The following is a 19,981-nucleotide window of genomic DNA, read 5'->3' as shown; positions in this document are numbered from 1 at the left end:
CGTTTTGATAAAACAGACTTCGTCTACATCGCCAAGCAGGACGCGTACCGTTGCCCAGCGGGTGAACAGGCGATCTATCGGTTCAGCGGCATCGAGAAAGGCCTCAATATACATGTCTACTGGCCAAGTGCCTGCCATCAATGCGCACTCAAATCTCAATGCACAACCAGCAGTTTTAGGCGCATACGCCGATGGGAACACGAAGATGTTCTGGAACGCATGCAGCAACGATTGGACCGCAAGCCCGATGCGATGACGCTACGCCGGAGCACCGTCGAACATGTCTTCGGAACCTTGAAGCACTGGATGGGCTGGACGCACTTCCTGACGAAGACCATTGCGCATGTGGGCACGGAGATGAGCTTGCATGTGCTGGCCTACAACATGAAGCGGGTGATCAATATCCTGGGAATGGAGAAGATGATGAAGGCTATGAAGCCAGCGGGGGCATGAGCCCTTATAGGCCTTTATAAGCCGTCAAAAACACGATTCTCGGCCCCTGCAAGCCACACCAGACGCACTTGGCGCGCTTTGTGGGATTGTGAGAAAGAAACCGGGTTTACGATGTCTGGGCCGAATCACGAGAGGATTGTTTAGCTGTTTTCACACAGCCTCGGCCCAAAGCCGTCACACAAGGGCGAGCGTGCGCGAGCCATTGTCCCATCGTCTGTCACAATGGCTGATATGAAATTACCGGACTTTGGTGCATGAGAACCCAACGCATTTTCGTAGTGTCCTCATGGCTATTCTCCCAAGGTTCGATTCTCGTGGGTCTTATTTCATCCACCACAATGCAACGTATTTTTCAAAAGACTAATACTTTAAATTTAGTTGCCAACGGTATCCTAATTGCGGTTTTTGTTGCCTTCTGCAGTTGGCCATGGGCAAGAGCCTTTTCAATTTCACTCCGACCAGAATGTGGTCGCCGAACTGGCGTGTTCTCAGCTTTTGCTGCTTTCGTCGCGGCCTGGGTCGGTTTGGTAATATCTCACGCACCAGTCGAAGGTATTGGCGCCAATTTAATACTAGGTATTCTGCTAATTTGGCTGGGATGGATAGTGTCACGATTTCTCTTGAAGTCGGAGTCCAAGAAAAGATAGCGAATCGAAGCGTCAAGCGACCGCTCTTGGCCGATGGCCGATGTTGCCCAAAGTGACTCAGATTTCAAGCTGTCCGGTAGGCAGTTCCGTCATGAACTAGGCCGCCCAAGCTAGGATCGTAAAAATCCCTTACGCTGAAGAGACTCGATTAGTGCCGATGCAAGCTTTGTTGCACATTGGTCATGTGACATCCCGCTATTACAACCGGGACCTTCAAAACTAAATCTCGAAATACTTGAGAAATCTTGAATAGACTTCTCACTAGCAGTTTTCGCTTGAAAAACCTCAACTTGCCATGTCACCCGTAAGGGGACCACGCCATTGTAAATCTCCGCCCTCACCACCGTCATCCGAATTACGTGGGTCGGCTGATCAGCGGTAATAGCCAAGTCGAGTTCGCTAGGAGCAGGAGAAGCGGGAGAAAGTTCGACTACCTTAATCGGAAAATCATCCAAAGTCCGAGTCCGAACAGCCTTTGCCAAAAGAGCAGTTGAAATATGCTCTTTTAAAGTTGACAAGTATTCTTTATGAGCAGGATTATACTGAGGCATATAGCCCACGCCAGCGTTAATGACTGCAATGAGTTGCACCATCGGTTTGGGGGTGCCGTTTAGAGGTGATTCCGACACTAACTTCGGAGCCATTACGCATCCAGACAATAAAATGCTTAATACGAGGAATACGGGTAATGCTAGACGGGTGGAATGCTTCATATGTATATATTGAGGGTGAACGCATTGGGCTAAGACTTTTTGACGGTTATCGGCCTACTGTTCTTAAGGAACTAACATGTAAAACTGTGGGATAGGAATTGCAGCTACAGTTTGTTTCCGCTCCTATCTTGCCGTAACTTAGAGCGTCGGCACTTTAAGCCACTCTCAAAAATGTGGATGACCGACAGGCCGGCGTAATGTCCGCTTGTGGCCGGAACCGGCAAAAGTATCGGGTCCGTTTTAATCGACCGATGAACGTGAGCCCTTGTCACGTTGGCTAGTCGCCTTCGAAACGCCGAATGCGACGGCAAGGAAGAGGATAGCTACAGCCAACAAGACGGCGTCGAGCAAATACGATGTGAACGGCATAGCCAGCCTGTAAAGAACCAGCGCCACACATGCGAGCGCCAACAACACTCGCCCGGTACGAACCATGTTGAACCCTCCATTACCAATCAGACCATTGCCGTGAAAGTCCGGTACTGGCCGTTACCAGCTTAACAAATGTCCGTCACGTAACCTGACGTCCAATTGTCCTCATCCAAACGGTACTCGCTGATGTAGAAGCCTTGCCTCCCTCCATCTCCAGACGCGCCGGCAATTTCGGGATGGTCTCGAAAACCAGGTGCATTCGCAAGCCGCTTAACTGCAGCGTGTGCGCTTTGCAACGAACGATAGGCTCCTATCAGCTTTACGTCTTCCTCTTCCTGAGGTCCGAGCAGGTGGACGTGTTGAACGATGAAGACGGTTTCCATTGAGCTTGATGCCTGTATGTCTGGTTCTGGCCGAGGCTGTGTAAAAACGTTGGATGTGCACGTTTTCGATGGTCCTTTGACCCCTTACCTCACCCGAGAAAACGCAACCTACGTCAATCTGAAAGGTCGATTTTTCAGGAGACGTTGACTGACCAACGTTTTCACACAGCCTCGGCCGCATTCTGCCTCTTGGTGCTGGGCCCGGCAGCTCGTCGTCGGTTTCCATCCGAATCGCAAAGCGGTCGCTCAGTCCTCTGGCTCCTCGAAAGGAACCTCAATCAACGTTCCAGTTTTCGGGTTCCGTGCGAATGCGCTGCACGGTGGTGCATCCAAAAAGGGGATGATGTCCGGAGAATAATTGGCGATGGTATTAACGTCGTAAATACCGTGATTTGAGGGATTGTCCATATAGTCTTGGCTCTCATTGCCTGCCATGAAACACCAGCCACTGTCATCCGACTTGTCAGTGGGTTCGCGAACCATGTAGCCGACAGGCGCCCCATTGACGGTAATCATGTCGGTCGCGATACAGCCGCCTCGGCCTTCCACAAGGGGTTTGATTTGACTCGCATTAAGGGCGAATTGCTTCATATTGTGTTGGGTTGAATACTAATTTCTTACGGAATATCGCATTTAGCCGGAGACCGCTTTTGGCCGGATTCTGTCGTATCGGGTACGGCTCGCCAGGGTCTCAAACGGACATTCACTCTTTTGGGGTTCCATCCGTCTTGAACGCAAGAAGTATTAGCGGAATGCCGATTGCATAAAACACCGCCACCAGTATCCAAGAGACAAATTGAAGGCCCATCGGCGCAATCAGTACAGATACAGCAGTCGCAAAGACCTTCCAAGGGCGAAATCCGTGCGCCAAGTACAGTTGTGCAAGATGGGCCATCACAACAATTGCGCCCAAAACCAACCATACGACGAAGGCTGAAAATCCTGTGATGACGATGAATTTCGGGTAGGTCTTGATTTGGACCAACCCTGCGAATAGGCATCCAGCGGCTACGGCTGTGCCGTGCATCTTTAGAAATAGCAAAAAAACTTCATTCGAGATTTTTGGCATTCGCATTTTGACCCTTCTGAACTCCTGATGCCAAGCGTGCTGGTTAATGTCTGCTTCTGGCCGACTCCAGGTATTCACTTTTTTGCTGCTGTTGTCACTGATATATCCCCCCATGGGCGTGGGAGCCCTGTTGCGACGAATCGACCGAGCAGAAGTGCGGAAACTACCAAACCAGGAACCCATAGAAGCATCCCCCACCAAGCGATTGGAGACAGAAGTGGCATAACGTCGAACCCTGCAACGATGCAAGGTTTCGGGTCTTTACCAATCGCGGAACACCCCAGCCCTGCGTTGATGAATACTGCTAGTTTCCATCCTCCAAATGTCAAGAAGAAGGGTATGGTACGCAAAGCAAGTTTGACACCTTTTCGCATAAATCCATTGACCTTAATTGGCGGGCTTATTCAGACCCCATAGTAAATAGTGCAGAGCTCAAATTGGACATAACGATACTGCTTCACACGACACGCTTAAGTTCAATCTTGCCGCAGCTCAGGGCATCGAACTGCTAAGTCATCATCAAAAATATGGATGCCTGGAAGGCGGTCATGAATGTCTGGTTCTGGCCGAATGCTGCATTTGGGGGATGCTGCCGTCGGAGATTCATCCATGAAATTTGAGAATTTGAAGAAGCAGTACCTGGGGAAGAATGAGAAACAGCCCGATTCCAACGTACCACCAAGTGCGACGTCGGAGCCGTTGAATCTCAATATCTCCGGCTTTCGCCAACTGAATAAGTTGGTTACTAGTCAAATTCCCAACGCGCTTAAAAATAGCAAGCTTCTGCGGGAGTAGCCATGCCACGCCCACCAAAAACCAGATGGATATTGAAGCGGCAAAAAAGCTCGATAGCGTCAACGGGGCTCCTTTTGAAATGTCCGCTGTTGGCCGAATACTGCCTTTTTACTACGCAATCAAAATGCCGCGCTCACGGGCAAAGGCGACAACCTTTTGCGTAGCAGCAATTTTGTATTTGTAGTCTCCTGCCTTTGATTGCCATTTCAACTTCTTATCGCCAACAAGGAATATGAACCGATGGCGTTTGGGTCCTCGTAGTAAAACAAACCCAAAAATTAGCGCGAGCGCAAGGGCCCCCACCGGAACACGCGTTCCTGCCTCGACATCCGAGCTGAAGATAAAGGCAATGAGTGCAACAAGCAGTCCACCGAATATCATCGGAAAAATGGCCCACTTGGTTTGATAAGAAATTGATTTAATTTCAGCTATAGGCACCTCTACCAACTCAACAGGCCGAAGCGTTCTATGCTTCAGATATCCGAGCCTGTGTGTCGTAAGCTTTGCTACCTGTCCTCCATATTTCCCGTACTCGTCCACAGGGACTAACGCCGCGACCAATTCTTCTTCGTTCGACACTCCACCCTCCCGTCTTTTAAATCACTGTTCTAGGCCACATTCTGCAGCATCGGTGAACGTCTGGTTTTGGTCGTATGTTGCCGCAGCTTGGAATGTCGTCCGTCCCGGACATCATCAAAAATATGGGCAACTAGCGAGCGGGCCTGAACGTCCGCTCCTGGCCGACTGTGGCCTAAGCCGCAGCGGCGTATTGTTTCCCAATCTGTGACTCTCGCTCACAAGCAGCTATATGCATTAGCAGTGTGTGATTCAAATTGATTTTTGGGTGAACTGCACAGTGCTGGCAGTACCAGAACACCTCTGCGAGCGTTTCCTTATCGTGCCAAGTTGTCACGACGAAGCCGTCATCTGGAGTGTCTTCGGGCGCAAATTTTTCAATGTTGGCCCAGTCTACAGAGTCATCCCAGGAACTGCAGTTCACACCCCACGCCATTAGGTACATGCAGCCTGACTTGACAAACCAGTCGCTAGCAACAGCTTGCCATTTAGGGGCCACCGCCTCTTCCACGATGAGAACGGCTCGATATGGAGCATCGAGGTGGAAGTCAGGAAGGATCGCGCCAGGTTCGACATGCAAATAGGTGACCGACAAAACGGACCTTTCAATATTTTTCAGAGGGGTGCCTGCATGCTCGAATGACTGCTTCTGGCAGATTTTTCTCCATCGAAGGTTGCTGCACCATATTGGGGCGACGTCCGTCAACGCGAAGACGGCGCCGTCGCACCTTCAACAGGAGCACATCATGGATCATGATAAATCGACCAGTCCCGCGACCCCCTGGAACAAGGGAAAAATCGTCGGTCAGAAGGCCCCCTTCAAGATCCGGGATATCTGGGCCATTCGGGTCCGGCTGCAGATGCAATCAAGACAGCGTGAACTGGCCATGTTCAATCTGGGGCTAGACAGCAAGCTTCGCGGTTGCGATCTTGTAAAACTTCGCGTTCGCGATGTTTGCCATGGCTCTGCAATTGCCAGCAGGGCGACCATCATGCAACAGAAAACACACCGTCCCGTACAGTTCGAACTCACTCTGGCTACCCGTGACGCGCTTGAAGCCTGGGTGCACGAAGTGAATCTACGGGCGGATGATTATCTGTTTCCCAGCAGGCTCCACGCCTCGGCTCACATTGGGACGCGGCAGTACGCCCGCATTGTTCATCGTTGGGCCAATGAAATTGGCCTTGATACAACGGAGTTTGGAACGCATTCCATGCGACGAACCAAAGCAACGTTGATCTACCGCAGAACCAAGAACCTGCGTGCCGTCCAACTCCTGCTAGGGCATACCAAGTTGGAAAGTACGGTTCGCTATCTCGGCATAGAGGTCGAGGACGCCTTGGAAATGTCAGAGCAGACTGAGCTTTGACGAGATGACCGGCAGCTGTGCCCAGGCCTCGGCTGTCGGCTTATCCCCGCAAACGGGTCGTTCACAGCGATAGCCCAACCGGCTGCTTTCGCTGCATAGCCGACTACTCGGAAGGCGGCTTCAGGCTGATGGCAGTCTTTGGCATGATCCGCATCGCCCGACCGCTCTTAGCCATTAGGCGACGGTTGCCGTAGTGATTGCCACCAGTAGGCACCTTAAAATTTAATCCATTGATACCGGCGCAGCTGGTCACTCGTACCGGAATACGCAATGTAAAGTCGCAAGTCAATAAACGCGCTCCATGGATGCCAAAGATCAAGCATTCAAGTAGACGTAGACGCTGGCCCGTGAAATGCCAAATGTTTTGGCGATTTCAACCTTCGCCACGCCCTCAGCAGCCATCTGACGTAGCTTGACGGCTTTGACCTCGTCCAATGCTGGCGCTCTTCCCTTGAACAACTTCTTGGCTTTCGCTATCGCAATGCCTTCACGTTGCCGCTCTTTTATCAGCGCACGCTCGAACTGACCAACGGCACCAAGCAATTGCAGCATGAGGGTTGAGTACGCAGTCTTGTGAGCATCGGCGCCGGTGGCTGGTGGCTCGAACGTCAAGCTCTCTTTGACGAACGTCACGCAGACACCCTTGCCGGTTAGCCGCTCAACCACCTCCTGTAAATCACGAAGCGAACGTGATAGGCGGTCCATGCTATGCACGTAGATATGGTCTCCATCTCGCACGAACTCCAACATAGCTTGCAACTGTGGTCGATCCGTGTCTTTGCCGCTGGCCTTGTCGGTGAACGTCTTTTCCAGCGTCACGCCATCAAGCTGACGTGCGTCGTTCTGGTCTACGCTGGAGACACGCACATAGCCAATGCGCTTACCGTTGTTGGCGGTCTTTGCTGCACTCATTACAAACTCCGTTCTCAAATGGTTGAATTAGATCGTCCATTTGAAGTTTAAGAGGCATACTGGAATATGTCAATAATATCCAATATGGACTCTATTTAGACGCGGATTGTGTGGTATCGAAACGTCTATTTAGCGTGTACTACAAATTGACATAATGGTTTTTAGTGGCTGCACTTACCACACTTAGAAATAATGCAAACAGCCACCAAGACGACTGATCTAATCATCGAAATAAGCTAGTCTTCGCTAGCCAAGGTGAATGTAAAAATTTCTTTCACACGCTGATATGCAGACTTTGGCCAGAAGAATATTTAGAAAATTAAAAATTTCTCACAACCCCAACAGCGAGGTCGACGGGACGTCATATTGGTTTTCTGATAATTCAGAGCGCAAGCGGTGATCCAATAGAACGTGCAAAATATCTCGCATTTTTTCTGGGGTGGCAACAATACGGCCTTGATCGTCAAACTGGATTCCCCAACCTCGCAAAACGTTGATATCACGTAAGCGAGTCATGTAATCCGGATTGTTATAGTAGCCCCTAGCTTTGATAACTGCCATGCGACGAAGATGCGTCGCATTCTTTCCAATGAATGCATCAAAAACGCCAATGTTTGCAATTGCCGCTGTGAATCCAGGTTCTTGTTTCAACTCGACATACGCAGACTCGTAAGTGTCTTTGTGGCTCAGCAGCGACTCGAATGCGGGCTTGTTTGCCATAAATACGTGAGCACCACTCATGAAGAAGTCAAAATTCCTAGCAATCGTGAAGGATGGATTTTCCACGATGTCTAGGCCTGCATGATTGAAGACAATATTCATCATGCCCTTCTTTTTTCGAGTGGCCCAATCAGCATTTGTTTTTTTGACACAGTAGATTATCGAATCCTCGTGGCGTAAACGAAAGACATATCCAGCTGCATTGTTCAGCTGCTTCACATCGTTTGCTAAGCACTCCTCCATTGGCTTATCAATTAGCGCTCGAAGATTAAGAAAAAGAGTGTCGGCGCACGGTACAGACAAAAATCCGTCTTCTGTTGGTTGACTTAAAAGGCTATAGGTCTCAGCGAAGGTATGGCTACCTTGATAGCTTGCGACCAATGCCTTTAATTCTGATTTAAGCGCATCACTCATCACAACGGAAACAGCGGTAAAAGGATTTATAGCTGAATTTGTCGGGCGTTTTTTAAATATCCAAAGTGTGGCAGCGGATTGCGCAATATCGAAGCCACTAAATTCTTGCAGATCGTTTTCTACTGTCATTTTTCTCCCTTGTGTAGTACGTATATCCCGTGAACTAGGCATGATTCGAGACGATCGCCCGGCTGAATTTGATCTTGTGATAAGGCTTTAACACAGCGCCTCTGCCCTTCCGTCAAGACATTAAGTTCATATAGTTGCCATCCAGATACTAATAAAAATGGATTCATCAGAATCTGACCTGAACGGTAAGTAATGAGGAACATCAGCAATATAAACAAAATAAATCCATAGAACTTCCCTTCTGCGCCAAGATCAAGTCCCATAAAAGAAACCACATAGGGAAATATGTAGTTTATTAAATCATTAGGAATTGATTTTGAGTCAATGACCTCAAGATTTGAGTGAGCGGAAAGTCCGTTCATCAAGACAATGAAAAGAATCAAGCTAAACGTGCATATTGCCAATAAGGCGAGCGCGCGGCCAGGGTTTACCAGCTCTGGAAGATGACATGCAGACATCTCCGCAATGTGGCAAATGGGCTCCATCCACGATGCATCCTTTATATCCTGAACGAGAAGGATCAAGCTCAACGGAAAATAGGAGCCCAGAAATAATATTAGGGCCGGTAATAGACGCATTTGCATATGGAGGTCTTGTCTCGCTATGCCTTTGAAATAACCGCCTGATTATGCGAAGAAGCCAGCAACCTCGAAATACTGGCATCAAACGCCCGCTTGAAATCCGGGTCGCCAGCGTACCGCTTGTATAGGTCCAGCTCACGTCGGCGCTCGATGCTGACTGCGTGTTGAATTAGTCTTTCCAAAGCTAGCTGCCGATTCTGCGTGTCAGGGTTATCTTCAACCTGGGCCTTGTAGTCGGCATGGTTCGCTACATACTTCGCAATGTTGATGAACTTGACGCGCTGCTCTTCAGGCGTAGCTTCCCAGCCAGCGAAATGCCGATCATTAAAGGCACGGACGATTTCTTCCAATGGGTCTTCATTACCTGGCCCAGTGTGTGGTCCGCGCACATTCGGGTTCTGCGACTCCAGTTCGGCTTCAGTGGCATCAAGGTCAATCTTGGTTTCAAGTCGTGACCGCTCCAATCCGTAAGTGGAGAGGTCAACGCTGTTCAACAATTCGTCCAATTTGTCCTGGTCGGGGTCCTTGACCTTGAGCTTGGGGATCAGGAACTTCAGGAACCAGTGCAGCATTTCCCAGTTCACGATGTTGAACGGAATGATGGCCGCCACCTGCGCATAAATCTTGACGAACTGCTTGGCTTTGATCTTGAAGTCGATGCGCTGCTCGTCGCCCAAGTCGGCATCAAAGCGGGCGACCACCGTGTCAATGATGGGGGCGAGTTCTTCGGCTTCGGCACTGGCAAAGAACTTTTCGTTGAAGGTTGTCACCTCGGTCCAGTCATAGATGCCGAAGTTATCGAGCACGTCTTTCAAGTCGTGCAATACATTCACGTCCGTAGGCTCGCTCAGGCTGGTGGATGTGTAGAACGGGTCAAACGCTGACTTGATGTCGTCCACTGAGTTGTAGAAGTCGAGTACGAAAGTATCGGTCTTGCCCAACTTCCAGTTGCAGCGGTTGAGCCGGGATAGAGCTTGCACGGCTAAAACGCCTTGCAGCTTCTTGTCCACGTACATGGTATGGAGCATGGGTTCGTCAAAGCCGGTAAGGTACTTGTTAGCGACCACCAGAATTTTGGCGTCGTCCTTCTCGAATTCGTCTGGCAAGTCACGCGCAGAAAAACTATTCAAGGACTCTTCGGTGTACTTAATGCCGTCCACCATCTTTTCGCCGGAGAATGCCACCAGCGCCTTGAACGGCGCATTGGCCTCTTTCAGCGCGGTGCGGATGGCAAAGAAGTAGCGGATAGCGCATTCAATATTGCGCGTCACCACCATGGCCTTGGCTTTTCCCTTCAGCTTCTTGGCCTGCCACACACTGGCCGTAAAGTGATCAACCATGATCTTGGCCTTCACCTCAATGGTCCTGGGGCTGGCTTCGACAAAGGCTTTCAGCTTCTTCTGCGCCTTGGCAGTATCGAACAGAGGGTTGTCCTCCACCGACTTCTGCACCTCGTAGTAACTCTTGTACGTGGTGTACTTTTCCAGCACGTCGAGGATGAACTTCTCCTCGATGGCCTGCTTCATTGAATAGAGGTGGAAGGGGTAAAACTTGCCGTCAGCGGCTTGGCGGCCAAACTTCTCCAGCGTGGCAGGCTTGGGCGTCGCAGTGAACGCAAAGTAGCTGGCGTTCTTGCTCATCTTGCGCTCGTTCATCGCCGCCAGAATCTGGTCTTGCACATCCACAGGCTCGTCACCGTCCTGCCCCGCCAAGGTTTCGTTGACCTTGTCAGCGGCTACGCCGGACTGGGAAGAGTGCGCTTCGTCAATGATGACGGCGAACTTGCGGTCAGACAGTTGCCCGATGCCATCCACGATGAAGGGGAACTTCTGCACCGTGGTGATGATGATTTTCTTGCCGAGCTCAAGGTTGTACTTCAGCTCCTGCGCGCTTTCGCAGTGCGCAACGATATTCTTGGTTTCAGAGAACAACTTGATATTGTCCTTGAGCTGGGTATCCAGCACGCGCCGGTCTGTCACCACCACAACGGAATCAAACAGATTTGCGGTGCCCTTGGTGTCGTAATGCTCCACCAGTTGATACGCTAACCAAGTGATGGAGTTGGACTTGCCCGAGCCAGCCGAATGCTGAATCAGGTAGGTCTGGCCCACGCCCTTCTGCCGGGCATCCACCAGAATACCGCGCACCACGTCGAGCTGGTGATAGCGTGGAAAGAATAGCATCCTGCGTTCCTTGCCGGTTTTCTTGTCCTTCTCGACCGTGAACTTGGCGAATTGCTCAATGATATTGGTCAGGCTACGGCGCGGCAGGATGTCTTGCCACAGGTACGCCGTCTTGTGTCCGTTCGGATTAACTGGATTGCCCTTCCCGTAGTTGAAACCCTTATTGAAGGGCAGGAAGTTGCTATCGTTCCCCGCTAACCGCGTGCACATATAGACCTCGTCTGGATCGACAGCAAAGTGAACGAGGCAACGTCCGAATTCAAAAATCGACTCAATCGCATCCCGCAAGTTGTATTGTTTGTAAATGGCATTCCAAACTGTTTGCCCCGTCCATGGATTCTTTAGTTCAAGGGTCGCAATCGCTAACCCATTAACAAACAACACCATATCAATAGACTTCTTGCGCGTGTCATCTGAGAAATGCACCTGTCGGGTCACGCTGAACCGGTTAGCCTCGAAGTTGACCACTACCTCGGGGTTGAGGTCGCTGTATGGCTGGCGGTAGAGCAGATCGAAGTGGGCATCGTCAATGTCGAGCCCCTTCTTCAGCACGGCTAGCACGCTGTCTTTCTTGATCTTCTTGTTCAACCGCTCCAGCACCAGCCGCCGCCAGTTGGGACGGTCTTTCAGTTTCGCCAACTCCTTGGGCTGAGTGGCTTCGATAAACTCCCAAAAGAACCTACCATCAACAGCGAACTCCCGGTCAAAGTCAGCCGGATCGCCCACGCGATAGCCGTCCTTCGCAAGTGCGTTTTCGATGTGCGATTCAAGCGCGGCTTCGTTGGTTTGACTGACCATGGTGCTCCCTTAAGCTCTTATTTTTCCGGTAACGTAGCTGTAGATTATTGTTGCGCGAAACTCCACCAGTTTCTCAATCTCACGCTGAGTTGCAGCTATTACCGCATCTGCTTGGTCAACACGTTCTTTTGTCCGTCGCTCAATTTCATCTTGCTCGTCGCGAGGAGGCACCGCAATCTCCATGTCAAAGAACATGTTCGAGTAAAGGCGAAGTCGAGATGAATGCAGACCAGTAGAGCGTCTGTTGTACTCGGCGACATATGCAGTCGAACGCAATAGATTCTCCAGGTACCAGTTGTTGAAAATCCCTTCCTTGCGCTGCCGGTAAACGCCATAAGACGGACTGACAATCCCTGCCTTCTCAGAAACCCCCAAGGCACCCATCCATGCCCACATGATGTTGAACACGAGGTCATTTGGTCTACAAAGTTTGGAGCCTGTGTAGTCCTCAGCCATAAACATGTAGATGTTCGTTTTCTCGGAGCGTGAGGTCACGCCTGTCATGTGCGATACAGACAAAAGCTCTTCGGCACCTGTTTGCGAGCGCTCGTCTATCTCACGAAATAAATACTTTGCGCGGATAACATTCCAGTGGGAAGGCACGCGGCCAATCCACTTGACCCCACTTTCGCGAATCATCGTGTGCGGATTTAAACCCAGAGAAACCGCCTGATTTATCAGAATTCCTTTTTGCTCAGTCAATAGGCCTATTAACCGCTCTTTTTTGTCAATGGCAGCATCGATTTCCGCAGATTTCTTTCCGAGGCTTAGAACTATGAAATCTTGTTCGGTTCTTGGAGGAACGGGGATTGGAAGTCGTTTGAAATCCCAGAAGTCGATGTTCTGGCGCAGACCAGAGCCCATTCCATAGAAAACCTTTTGAGAGTCATAGCTTTCCAGAAGTCTGAACACGTATTCAGAATTTATCGCGGACTTGCAGCGTAGGCCGAGATAGGCTGACGTAATCATTCCACGATCTTTTGCCAGCCCCACGCGCAAGCTTGTTTTGTCGTTCTGCAAGTCGGTGGTGCGAATGACAATGTCACCGGGCTTGATTAGTTGATAGGTGTCGAACGATTCAGGAACCAAACCTGTCATTTTTTCTTCTGGCTTAATTACGATACGCCCGTAACTCAGCGACAAGACAGTTTTTTCAATGAGTTTCTTATTCCGGTCTTTGTTTTCGTCAAAGCAGGTGAAGCCTGGGCGTACATCCCAATGTGCCGGCACATCCCCAATCCACTTTACGCCGCTGGCCTTGTAACTCTCATGCCGTTCCATCAGTAACCTCCTGCAGCCGGGCCAATGACCACAACTGCTTGGCGATACCTTGGTAGGCGGCATAGCGTTCGTCAAAACTGGTTTTCTTGAATTCGTCGAACGACTTGAATGGCAAACATGTGCGTTCCATCAGTTGCAGGAAGCCTGGGTTGTGCTGATAGCAGGCGCTGTGCAGAGATCGAGCCAGCAGGTTTTCCTTTTGGTAATGTGCCACCTTGTCGGAGAATGTCTTGTCGTTCAGGCTGGCATTGATCTTTTTGGGAAGCAGAACAAGGCCACCGATGCGGTTGCGATAGCTGGCGAATTCTTGCGCATGGGCAAATTCATCTGCATGGCGCTCGAAGTGGTTGGCCCACAGGTGTTCGATCTCGTAGGCGTTTTTACCTGAACGCACAATGTACTCAACGTACCGTCCTGGTTGGCCGCTTTGCTCTTCAACCCAATGGGTAAAGCGGGCCAACTGACGGTGTAGGCTCTTGGCATTCCAGTTAATCAGCGAAGGCTGATCCTCAAGCCGGAATTCATTTTCGTCACTGGTCAGGCGCGCAATCAGCTTCTCGCGCAAAGCCTTCAGCGACAGGTTGCGCAATTCCTTGGTCAGCAGAAAGGTGGCGTACTGCAAGGTGGAATAGTCGATGGACTTGAAATTCCACAGGCGGCGATTCAGCCAGCAGTCCAGATAGTCAGCGGTAAGGCGCAGCTTGGCCTTGACCGTGGCTTCGTCATCGCTGGGCAGCAACGGTGCCAGCAGCACCTGAAATTGTTGGGTGAAACCGTGGTCGGCATTGAAGCGAACAGATTCAAGCCCTGTCTTCAAGCTTTCGCTGGCTTCCAGCAACTCCAGGTACACACGAGCGAAGAAGCGCAATTCTTGCCGTACCCAGTGGTTGAAGTCGTCGCTGGCATTTAGCCCAACCAACTCGTGGTTGGTGCGTACCCAGCGGTGGTATTCCGTGCCGATTAGGTCAAAGTCTTCAGGCTTCGCACCTTTCTTCCGCTCGCGGATGTCGCCGGCGTACTTAGCACGCAGCCATGCTTTGAAGAAATCTGCCTCGGTTTCCTTAGTGTCACGATCGTTGTCCCGCTTGGCAAAAGTCAGCAGCCATTGCTTGATTTCCTTGTTGGCCTCAGCTCGCTTTGTCGCATCGGTGATGCTGGCCAGCAGATAGCCCTTGAGCATGTCGGTGTTGCTCAAAGAAAGGCCACGGTCATTCATGGTCTCGAAGATGGTGTAGGCATCGGCATCGGCGTAAGCCGTGATTTCTACCAGATGCACCTTTTCCAGCAACCAATCAACAAAGTAAGGCAGTGCCTTGGTGCCAGATATGTCTTGTGGGAAGGCGTCGCCAATATCGTTGAAGCGCCCAATCAGGTTGTAGACCGATTCGGACTGGTCGGCAGTGTCATAGCTCTTGCCGTCAAACAAGGCCTCCATGCAGTCATTGCGCTCCGGCACATTCAGATTGAAAGACTTGGTGCCAAACTTCTTGGAGAAGATCAGTTCTTCAACGGGTTCAGCATCGTCGCGGTCTTTTTGCTGGCTGTGAAGGTAGAGCAAAAGCAAAGTCAGGCTGGTCATGCGCTGCTGGCCGTCAACGATCAGTCGCTCGCTGATCTGCTGTTCATTCTTGCGCTGGCTGATAACAATGGAGCCAAGAAAATAGTGGCCGTAATTGGCAACGTCGCCCCGTTGGTGAGCATCGAGGTAATCCTCCAAAAACGCTCCGGTCAGGTCAGAGACCAGCTCAACCATCTGTTTGTTCTGCCACTTGTATTCGCGCTGGTAGTAGTCGATGCCGTACTTGGCACCGGACAGCAGTTCGCGCACCGTACGGGTCTTGCCTTGGATTTCTTGCATCACTTGGCTCCCAATACAAAACTGACCAGTTGTTTCAACAGACCATCGGTTTCCGCTTCCAGAGCCAGGATTTCCGCAGTCACCTCTTCGAGACTGCGCAAAGGCTTGTGCTGATAGAAGTACTTGTTGAAGCTGATCTCGTAGCCGATCACGGTTTTGTCGAGCGCAATCCAAGCCTCGTCAACGTGCGGGCGCACCTCATGGATGAAGTACTCGTGGATGACGCTGGAGGCTGTTGCCGTCTTGCTCTTGGCCAGCGGTACGTTTTCGGTGTCACGCAACTCGCTATCTGGCTCGTATTCGACAAATTCGCCCGCCTTGGCGCTGGGCCAATAGCCGTAATCGCTCAGTCGCTCAACGGTGGTCTGTAACTCGGCGAGCAGGTCTTTAATCTTGGAACCGCTCAGCTTGTGCTGCTTCTTGATAACTTTGGAAGCTCGCGGGTCGCGCCAGCTCACTGCATTCAAAACCTGCTTTCGCTCAGGGGTAGAAAGCTTCAACTTCAGGGCGGCACAAGCTTCGTTCACCATGGCTTCAAACAAGTTGAAATCGAGATGTTCGTCCGTTCCCACCTTAGTGGCGATCTGCTGCGCGGCCAGCATGATGTCGCGCTGGGTCTGCCATGTAGTCTGTGCAAGCAGCTCTTTTCGGTTCTTGGGCGAGAGGGCAATTTCCTCGTGCTCAAGATGATTTTCAATGGCGACGGTGTGAGATTTCAGGGCGGTGTAGACCTCATCGCCGTACTTGCCATAGACCCACTCCATTATCCCCTGCATGCCCGGAGTGAAACGCAGGGTGGCGATGCGCTCGGCACTGAATTGCGCGGCCAGACGCAAGGGACGCTCCACCGTTACCTTGTAATAGCCAAAGTCCCTGTTGTCTAAGACCTTGGAGACGCCATCATCGGTAAGGCTCAGGTAAAGCTGGGTGATCTGCTGGATGTGCTCAGCAGTGAATTCGCAGTTCTTCTCGCCAAGGTTTTTGCGCAGCTTCTGGTACAGATTGGATGCGTCGATCAGTTGCACCTTGCCATGCCTCTTTTTAACCTTGTGGTTGGACAGCAACCACACGTAGGTGGTGATGCCCGTGTTGTAAAACAGGTTGTTCGGCAACTGGATGATGGCTTCTAGAAAGTCGCTCTCGATGATGTGGCGGCGGATATTGCTTTCGCCGCTGCCTGCATCGCCAGTGAACAAAGCCGAACCATTGTGGACGGAAGCAATGCGCGAGCCGGAAAACCGTGTGGAGTTCTTGTCGCTCAGGTCTGAGCGACGTTTCATCTTGTCTACCATCTCCATCAAAAATAGCAACTGACCGTCTGATGAGCGCGGGATAGCAGGGAACCAATCGAAGCTTTCTCCGGTGTAATCTGACAGGTTCACTTGAAAACGATGATCGAGAATCTCTTTGCCCTCGATGATGCCCTTTTGATCACCTTTCCAAGACTTTCCATAGGGTGGGTTGCTCAACATGAAGTCGAAGCGCGAACCTGAAAAGTCATTGGTTGCCAGCGTCGAGCCAAACTTGATGTTCTCGGGGTCATTACCCTTAATCATCATGTCGGACTTACAGATGGCGTAAGTCTCAGGGTTGATTTCTTTGCCGTACAGGAACACGCCCACCTTAGCCTTGATATCGCCTTCCGCGTCGGTCACGAAGTCTTGCGACTCGGTCAACATGCCACCGCTACCGCATGCAGGGTCATAGATCGTGAGCGGATTGGGCAGTTGGTCTTTGACCGGTATGAATACCAGATTGGTCATGAGGTTGATAACCTCGCGCGGCGTGAAATGTTCGCCCGCTTCTTCGTTGTTCTCTTCGTTGAACTTACGGATCAGTTCTTCAAATACGTAGCCCATACCAAGATTGGAAAGACCTGGCTGCGTGCGGCCATCTGGTCCTTTGCGGTTTCCTGGGCTGAGGTTAATTTCCTCGGCTACGAACTTTTCAATTACATCGTGCAGCACATCCGACTGCGCCATCTTGCGGATTTGGTTTCGCAGGTCAAACTTATTGACGATCTCTTTGACGTTGTCCGAAAAGCCATCAAGGTAGTTCTTGAGGTTGGCTTCGAGTTGCGACGGATTGCCCAGCAAGGACTTTAGCGTGAACTTAGAGATGTTGTAGAAAACGTAACCGGAGGCCTCGCGCAGACCATGGGGGTCAAGGTCGACCATATCTGCGTCTTCGCGCTGGAAACGCACCTCTTCAAGCACAGCCTCTTTTGACGGCTCCAGTAAGCAGTCCAGGCGGCGCAGGACAAACATTGGCAGGATGACATCGCGGTACTTACCGCGTACAAATACATCACGGAGGCAGTCGTCAGCAATTGACCAAATGAACGATACGATTTTGTTATGTGTTGAGTGATCCATTAACGCTATTTTTCTATGACACGCAGTGAGGTTGTATAACTAGTTGGAGGGCTCATCACCGACTTGCGCCGGTACATCCGGAATTAACCGCATGTACCGATCAAAGTCACTCCGCTTGCCCTTGGCCGCTTCACCCTTGAGATAGTCCAACGTCATCACCGACGCCATCTTTTCAGACACCGCAGCGGCGATAAATTGGTTCACCGAAATGTCATCGCGCTCGGCCAGTTCTTTCACTTTTTGGTGAACCGAGTTGGGCAGCCGTACAGTCAGAGCACTCATGATGGACTCCTCAAAAAACGTAAAAAATCACCGGGGGTGATGGCTTGCACTTTCAACTCTTCGACGCGTCGAAAGTCTTTGATGTTGTGTGTCACGATGAACCGGCTGCTAGATGCGACGGCACATTCCAGAACCATGTCATCGTCAGGATCACGCAGAAACGGGCGCCATAGGAAGTGCACGTCCTGCAGATGTGCAATTGATGCCAGATAACGCAGAAAACCTACGGCCATTTCAGATGTTGCACCGGGCGGTAGATGCTCTGGTCGGGTGAGCACCGCTTGCCACTCTGTGTACAACGCGACGGTCAGCGCAATTTCAAACTTCCGGCTGGGCAACATTGATAGCAGTTCATAGCTCGCGCCATTGCGCGACCTCGCGGCCGCAACAAGCACAGAGGTGTCAAGAATTACACGCAAAATAACAGATTCAATGGTTGCACTGGCATAACTACATTTTACGCGTCATAGCCGTCAGCACAACAGAGATTCAAAATCGTCTAAAGTGCTTATTAATTAAGCAGTTTTCTTATTTTTTGCAAAATCCGAGGTGCACCAGTAAAGCCAATTTTGAGAAAAACACGTTAAAAATCATTAAAAATAGCCAAAATGCATGGTAATGAATTTTTTTATATTGTTTTTGACATAAAATAAACCAAACTGCTGTTCACTTTACGTGTCAGCCACGCTGATTAGGGCATTCCTGTCTGCGCATGTTCCAAAACCGACCACTCCTACAGCCTCGGACCTGCTCCCGCCGACCTGCGCGAGTCCACTGGGCAGCAGAACTCCCCCAACGCGCATGATCTGAAATCGTGCCTGACCGCTGAGAAGCTTCGGGCCGTTTTCGCACGTCTGTGCATTTCACGAACCCGAATTGACCTGGCTGGCCGCGCAGGCGGTTTGGCTGGGTTTGGAACAACACCATGCACCCAGATGAGAACATTGCCAAAGCCTTTGAAACCATACATGCTGCATACCGTTTCGATGCCTTTGGCAAGGTGCCTCACCCCAATAATTTAAAGTTCCGTGCCGAGGCTGAAGACTGGTTCATGCATCGCCTCGGGCTGCAGCTTGTCCACATCGCGGAAGGCGAAGACCAACAGTGGGTCGGTCGAACGATTCAGCGGTACTTCTGGAAAGAAATTGGAGACGCTCATCCTGTTGGCGATGCACAAGAGGTTCCGCGTTTCCTGTTCAGACTTGACCACCGACTGGACCCACGTATCGACCCCATGGCGTTGGTCACGCAGATTAGCGGGATCACCTTGCCGCAGCAAGAAGTCATGTGCATCGTCACGTCTCAACTGAACCTGCTCAAGAAATTGCTGAACCTCAGCGATGCAGAAACCAAGTGGTTGAAGCTGGCCTATGCCAGCAGCAGCCTCGGCCGGTCTGTCGATGACCACAGCGAGAACCTGCAAGTGGCTCTACAGCACATCGGCTTGCTTGATGAAGGCCATCGCAACCGCGCTTTGGCCTTGTTGTTAGACGAATCCCTTGCAGCGATTGAGGCGATGTTCCAGCCGCCTGTTGCGATGGTGGCGCTGCGCTTTATCAACATGGCCTACCCTGGCCGGCATGGCAACTTGCTGGACATAGTGAGCCCGACTGACGAGTTCATTGAGCTTCTGGAGTCCACACACCGCTCACACGTGGCATTTTTGGCAGCAATCCTTGAACCGGAATTCGATGCCAATCTGGTGGACGATCGGGACGCCCCCATCGGGCCACTGTACGAGCGGTTTCCGCAGCCTCTCGCCGCGTGCTACGAACGCGCGGTGCTGGGCCGGCCACTAAACATGTCGCACATCCGGCTGATCGTCGAACGATTTACCGGCTTTGCAACGTTGCCTACGCAATATGCGCCGCTGGCTGGTCGAATCACGTTTGAGGGCATCAGAGAAGCGCTAAAGCGCGCCACGCTGGACTGCCGCAAAGCAAACCGGCCGGTAACGCGCTATGAGCTATTCAAAGCCTTGTACGACGCAGCGACTTAGTCAGCGCTGAAGTAGCGACCACGAGGCATTCCGCCTCACCGATTTTTAACCGCGTGTCTTGGTATCCGACC

At 51.1% G+C, this 19,981-nt stretch carries 19 protein-coding genes; 4 read left to right on the top strand and 15 right to left on the bottom strand.

Features of this window, described 5'->3' with window-relative positions; genetic code table 11:
• Nucleotides 1–453, top strand: a 453-nt coding sequence (locus AC07O2_RS15010) for a transposase (protein WP_495076540.1), incomplete at its 5' end; no start/stop codon positions are given.
• A 757-nt stretch (nucleotides 454–1,210) separates the two neighbouring features.
• On the opposite strand, the gene AC07O2_RS15005 is transcribed toward AC07O2_RS15010, so the two are convergent.
• From AC07O2_RS15005 to AC07O2_RS14990, 4 genes are all read right to left on the bottom strand, one after another.
• On the bottom strand, nucleotides 1,211–1,813 hold the full coding sequence (locus AC07O2_RS15005) for a hypothetical protein (RefSeq protein WP_495076539.1): 603 nt from the start codon (nucleotides 1,811–1,813) through the stop codon (nucleotides 1,211–1,213).
• 497 nt (nucleotides 1,814–2,310) lie between these two features.
• Complete coding sequence (locus tag AC07O2_RS15000; RefSeq protein WP_495076538.1) at nucleotides 2,311–2,568, bottom strand: hypothetical protein; 258 nt, start codon at nucleotides 2,566–2,568, stop codon at nucleotides 2,311–2,313.
• Nucleotides 2,569–2,814: 246 nt separating this feature from the next.
• Entirely contained in the window at nucleotides 2,815–3,159 is a 345-nt protein-coding gene (locus AC07O2_RS14995; RefSeq protein ID WP_495076537.1) for a DUF2185 domain-containing protein, read from the bottom strand.
• Nucleotides 3,160–3,271: 112 nt separating this feature from the next.
• The gene (locus tag AC07O2_RS14990) at nucleotides 3,272–3,715 is read right to left on the bottom strand and encodes a hypothetical protein (protein WP_495076536.1); all 444 of its coding nucleotides are present in this window, start codon (nucleotides 3,713–3,715) and stop codon (nucleotides 3,272–3,274) included.
• Between the two features lie 531 nt (nucleotides 3,716–4,246).
• Between AC07O2_RS14990 and AC07O2_RS14985 the strand changes: the two genes are divergently transcribed.
• Nucleotides 4,247–4,432 (top strand): hypothetical protein, encoded by a 186-nt coding sequence (locus tag AC07O2_RS14985; RefSeq protein ID WP_495076535.1) that lies wholly within the window; start codon nucleotides 4,247–4,249, stop codon nucleotides 4,430–4,432.
• 111 nt (nucleotides 4,433–4,543) lie between these two features.
• Here the strand turns inward: AC07O2_RS14985 and AC07O2_RS14980 are convergent, their stop codons facing one another.
• Both AC07O2_RS14980 and AC07O2_RS14975 read right to left on the bottom strand, forming a co-directional pair.
• On the bottom strand, nucleotides 4,544–5,011 hold the full coding sequence (locus tag AC07O2_RS14980; RefSeq protein ID WP_495076534.1) for a hypothetical protein: 468 nt from the start codon (nucleotides 5,009–5,011) through the stop codon (nucleotides 4,544–4,546).
• A 172-nt stretch (nucleotides 5,012–5,183) separates the two neighbouring features.
• The gene (locus AC07O2_RS14975; RefSeq protein WP_495076533.1) at nucleotides 5,184–5,603 is read right to left on the bottom strand and encodes a DUF7684 family protein; all 420 of its coding nucleotides are present in this window, start codon (nucleotides 5,601–5,603) and stop codon (nucleotides 5,184–5,186) included.
• A gap of 151 nt (nucleotides 5,604–5,754) precedes the next feature.
• Here AC07O2_RS14975 and AC07O2_RS14970 point away from each other — a divergent pair, with 151 nt between their 5' ends.
• Complete coding sequence (locus AC07O2_RS14970; protein WP_495076532.1) at nucleotides 5,755–6,378, top strand: tyrosine-type recombinase/integrase; 624 nt, start codon at nucleotides 5,755–5,757, stop codon at nucleotides 6,376–6,378.
• A 315-nt stretch (nucleotides 6,379–6,693) separates the two neighbouring features.
• Here the strand turns inward: AC07O2_RS14970 and AC07O2_RS14965 are convergent, their stop codons facing one another.
• From AC07O2_RS14965 to AC07O2_RS14925, 9 genes are all read right to left on the bottom strand, one after another.
• Nucleotides 6,694–7,290 carry a recombinase family protein gene (locus AC07O2_RS14965; RefSeq protein ID WP_495076531.1) on the bottom strand — a complete coding sequence of 199 codons (597 nt, stop codon included), beginning with the start codon at nucleotides 7,288–7,290 and terminating at the stop codon, nucleotides 6,694–6,696.
• Nucleotides 7,291–7,620: 330 nt separating this feature from the next.
• Nucleotides 7,621–8,553 (bottom strand): Kiwa anti-phage protein KwaB-like domain-containing protein, encoded by a 933-nt coding sequence (locus AC07O2_RS14960; protein WP_495076530.1) that lies wholly within the window; start codon nucleotides 8,551–8,553, stop codon nucleotides 7,621–7,623.
• On the bottom strand, nucleotides 8,550–9,137 hold the full coding sequence (locus AC07O2_RS14955) for a KwaA family protein (protein WP_495076529.1): 588 nt from the start codon (nucleotides 9,135–9,137) through the stop codon (nucleotides 8,550–8,552). The genes AC07O2_RS14960 and AC07O2_RS14955 overlap by 4 nt, the downstream gene beginning before the upstream one ends.
• A 17-nt stretch (nucleotides 9,138–9,154) precedes the next feature.
• Complete coding sequence (locus AC07O2_RS14950) at nucleotides 9,155–12,115, bottom strand: type I restriction endonuclease subunit R (protein ID WP_495076528.1); 2,961 nt, start codon at nucleotides 12,113–12,115, stop codon at nucleotides 9,155–9,157.
• A gap of 9 nt (nucleotides 12,116–12,124) precedes the next feature.
• A complete protein-coding gene (locus AC07O2_RS14945) occupies nucleotides 12,125–13,396 on the bottom strand; it encodes a restriction endonuclease subunit S (RefSeq protein WP_495076527.1) in 1,272 nt (423 codons plus the stop codon).
• Nucleotides 13,383–15,254: a DUF262 domain-containing protein gene (locus tag AC07O2_RS14940; protein ID WP_495076526.1), complete on the bottom strand. Its 1,872-nt coding sequence runs from the start codon at nucleotides 15,252–15,254 to the stop codon at nucleotides 13,383–13,385. The genes AC07O2_RS14945 and AC07O2_RS14940 overlap by 14 nt, the downstream gene beginning before the upstream one ends.
• Nucleotides 15,254–17,629 carry a type I restriction-modification system subunit M gene (locus AC07O2_RS14935; protein ID WP_495076525.1) on the bottom strand — a complete coding sequence of 792 codons (2,376 nt, stop codon included), beginning with the start codon at nucleotides 17,627–17,629 and terminating at the stop codon, nucleotides 15,254–15,256. The genes AC07O2_RS14940 and AC07O2_RS14935 overlap by 1 nt, the downstream gene beginning before the upstream one ends.
• Nucleotides 17,630–17,668: 39 nt before the next feature.
• Nucleotides 17,669–17,911, bottom strand: coding sequence for a toxin-antitoxin system HicB family antitoxin (locus AC07O2_RS14930; protein ID WP_495076524.1), 243 nt, complete (start codon nucleotides 17,909–17,911; stop codon nucleotides 17,669–17,671).
• Nucleotides 17,908–18,330 carry a putative toxin-antitoxin system toxin component, PIN family gene (locus tag AC07O2_RS14925; protein WP_394789629.1) on the bottom strand — a complete coding sequence of 141 codons (423 nt, stop codon included), beginning with the start codon at nucleotides 18,328–18,330 and terminating at the stop codon, nucleotides 17,908–17,910. The genes AC07O2_RS14930 and AC07O2_RS14925 overlap by 4 nt, the downstream gene beginning before the upstream one ends.
• 506 nt (nucleotides 18,331–18,836) lie before the next feature.
• Here AC07O2_RS14925 and AC07O2_RS14920 point away from each other — a divergent pair.
• Nucleotides 18,837–19,910 (top strand): hypothetical protein, encoded by a 1,074-nt coding sequence (locus AC07O2_RS14920; protein ID WP_495076523.1) that lies wholly within the window; start codon nucleotides 18,837–18,839, stop codon nucleotides 19,908–19,910.
• The last annotated feature ends 71 nt before the right edge of the window (nucleotides 19,911–19,981 follow it).

Source organism: Rhodoferax sp. GW821-FHT10B06 (genome assembly GCF_059415605.1).
The sequence above is the reverse complement of the archived record's forward strand: the minus strand, read 5'-3'. Positions and strand labels throughout refer to the sequence as shown.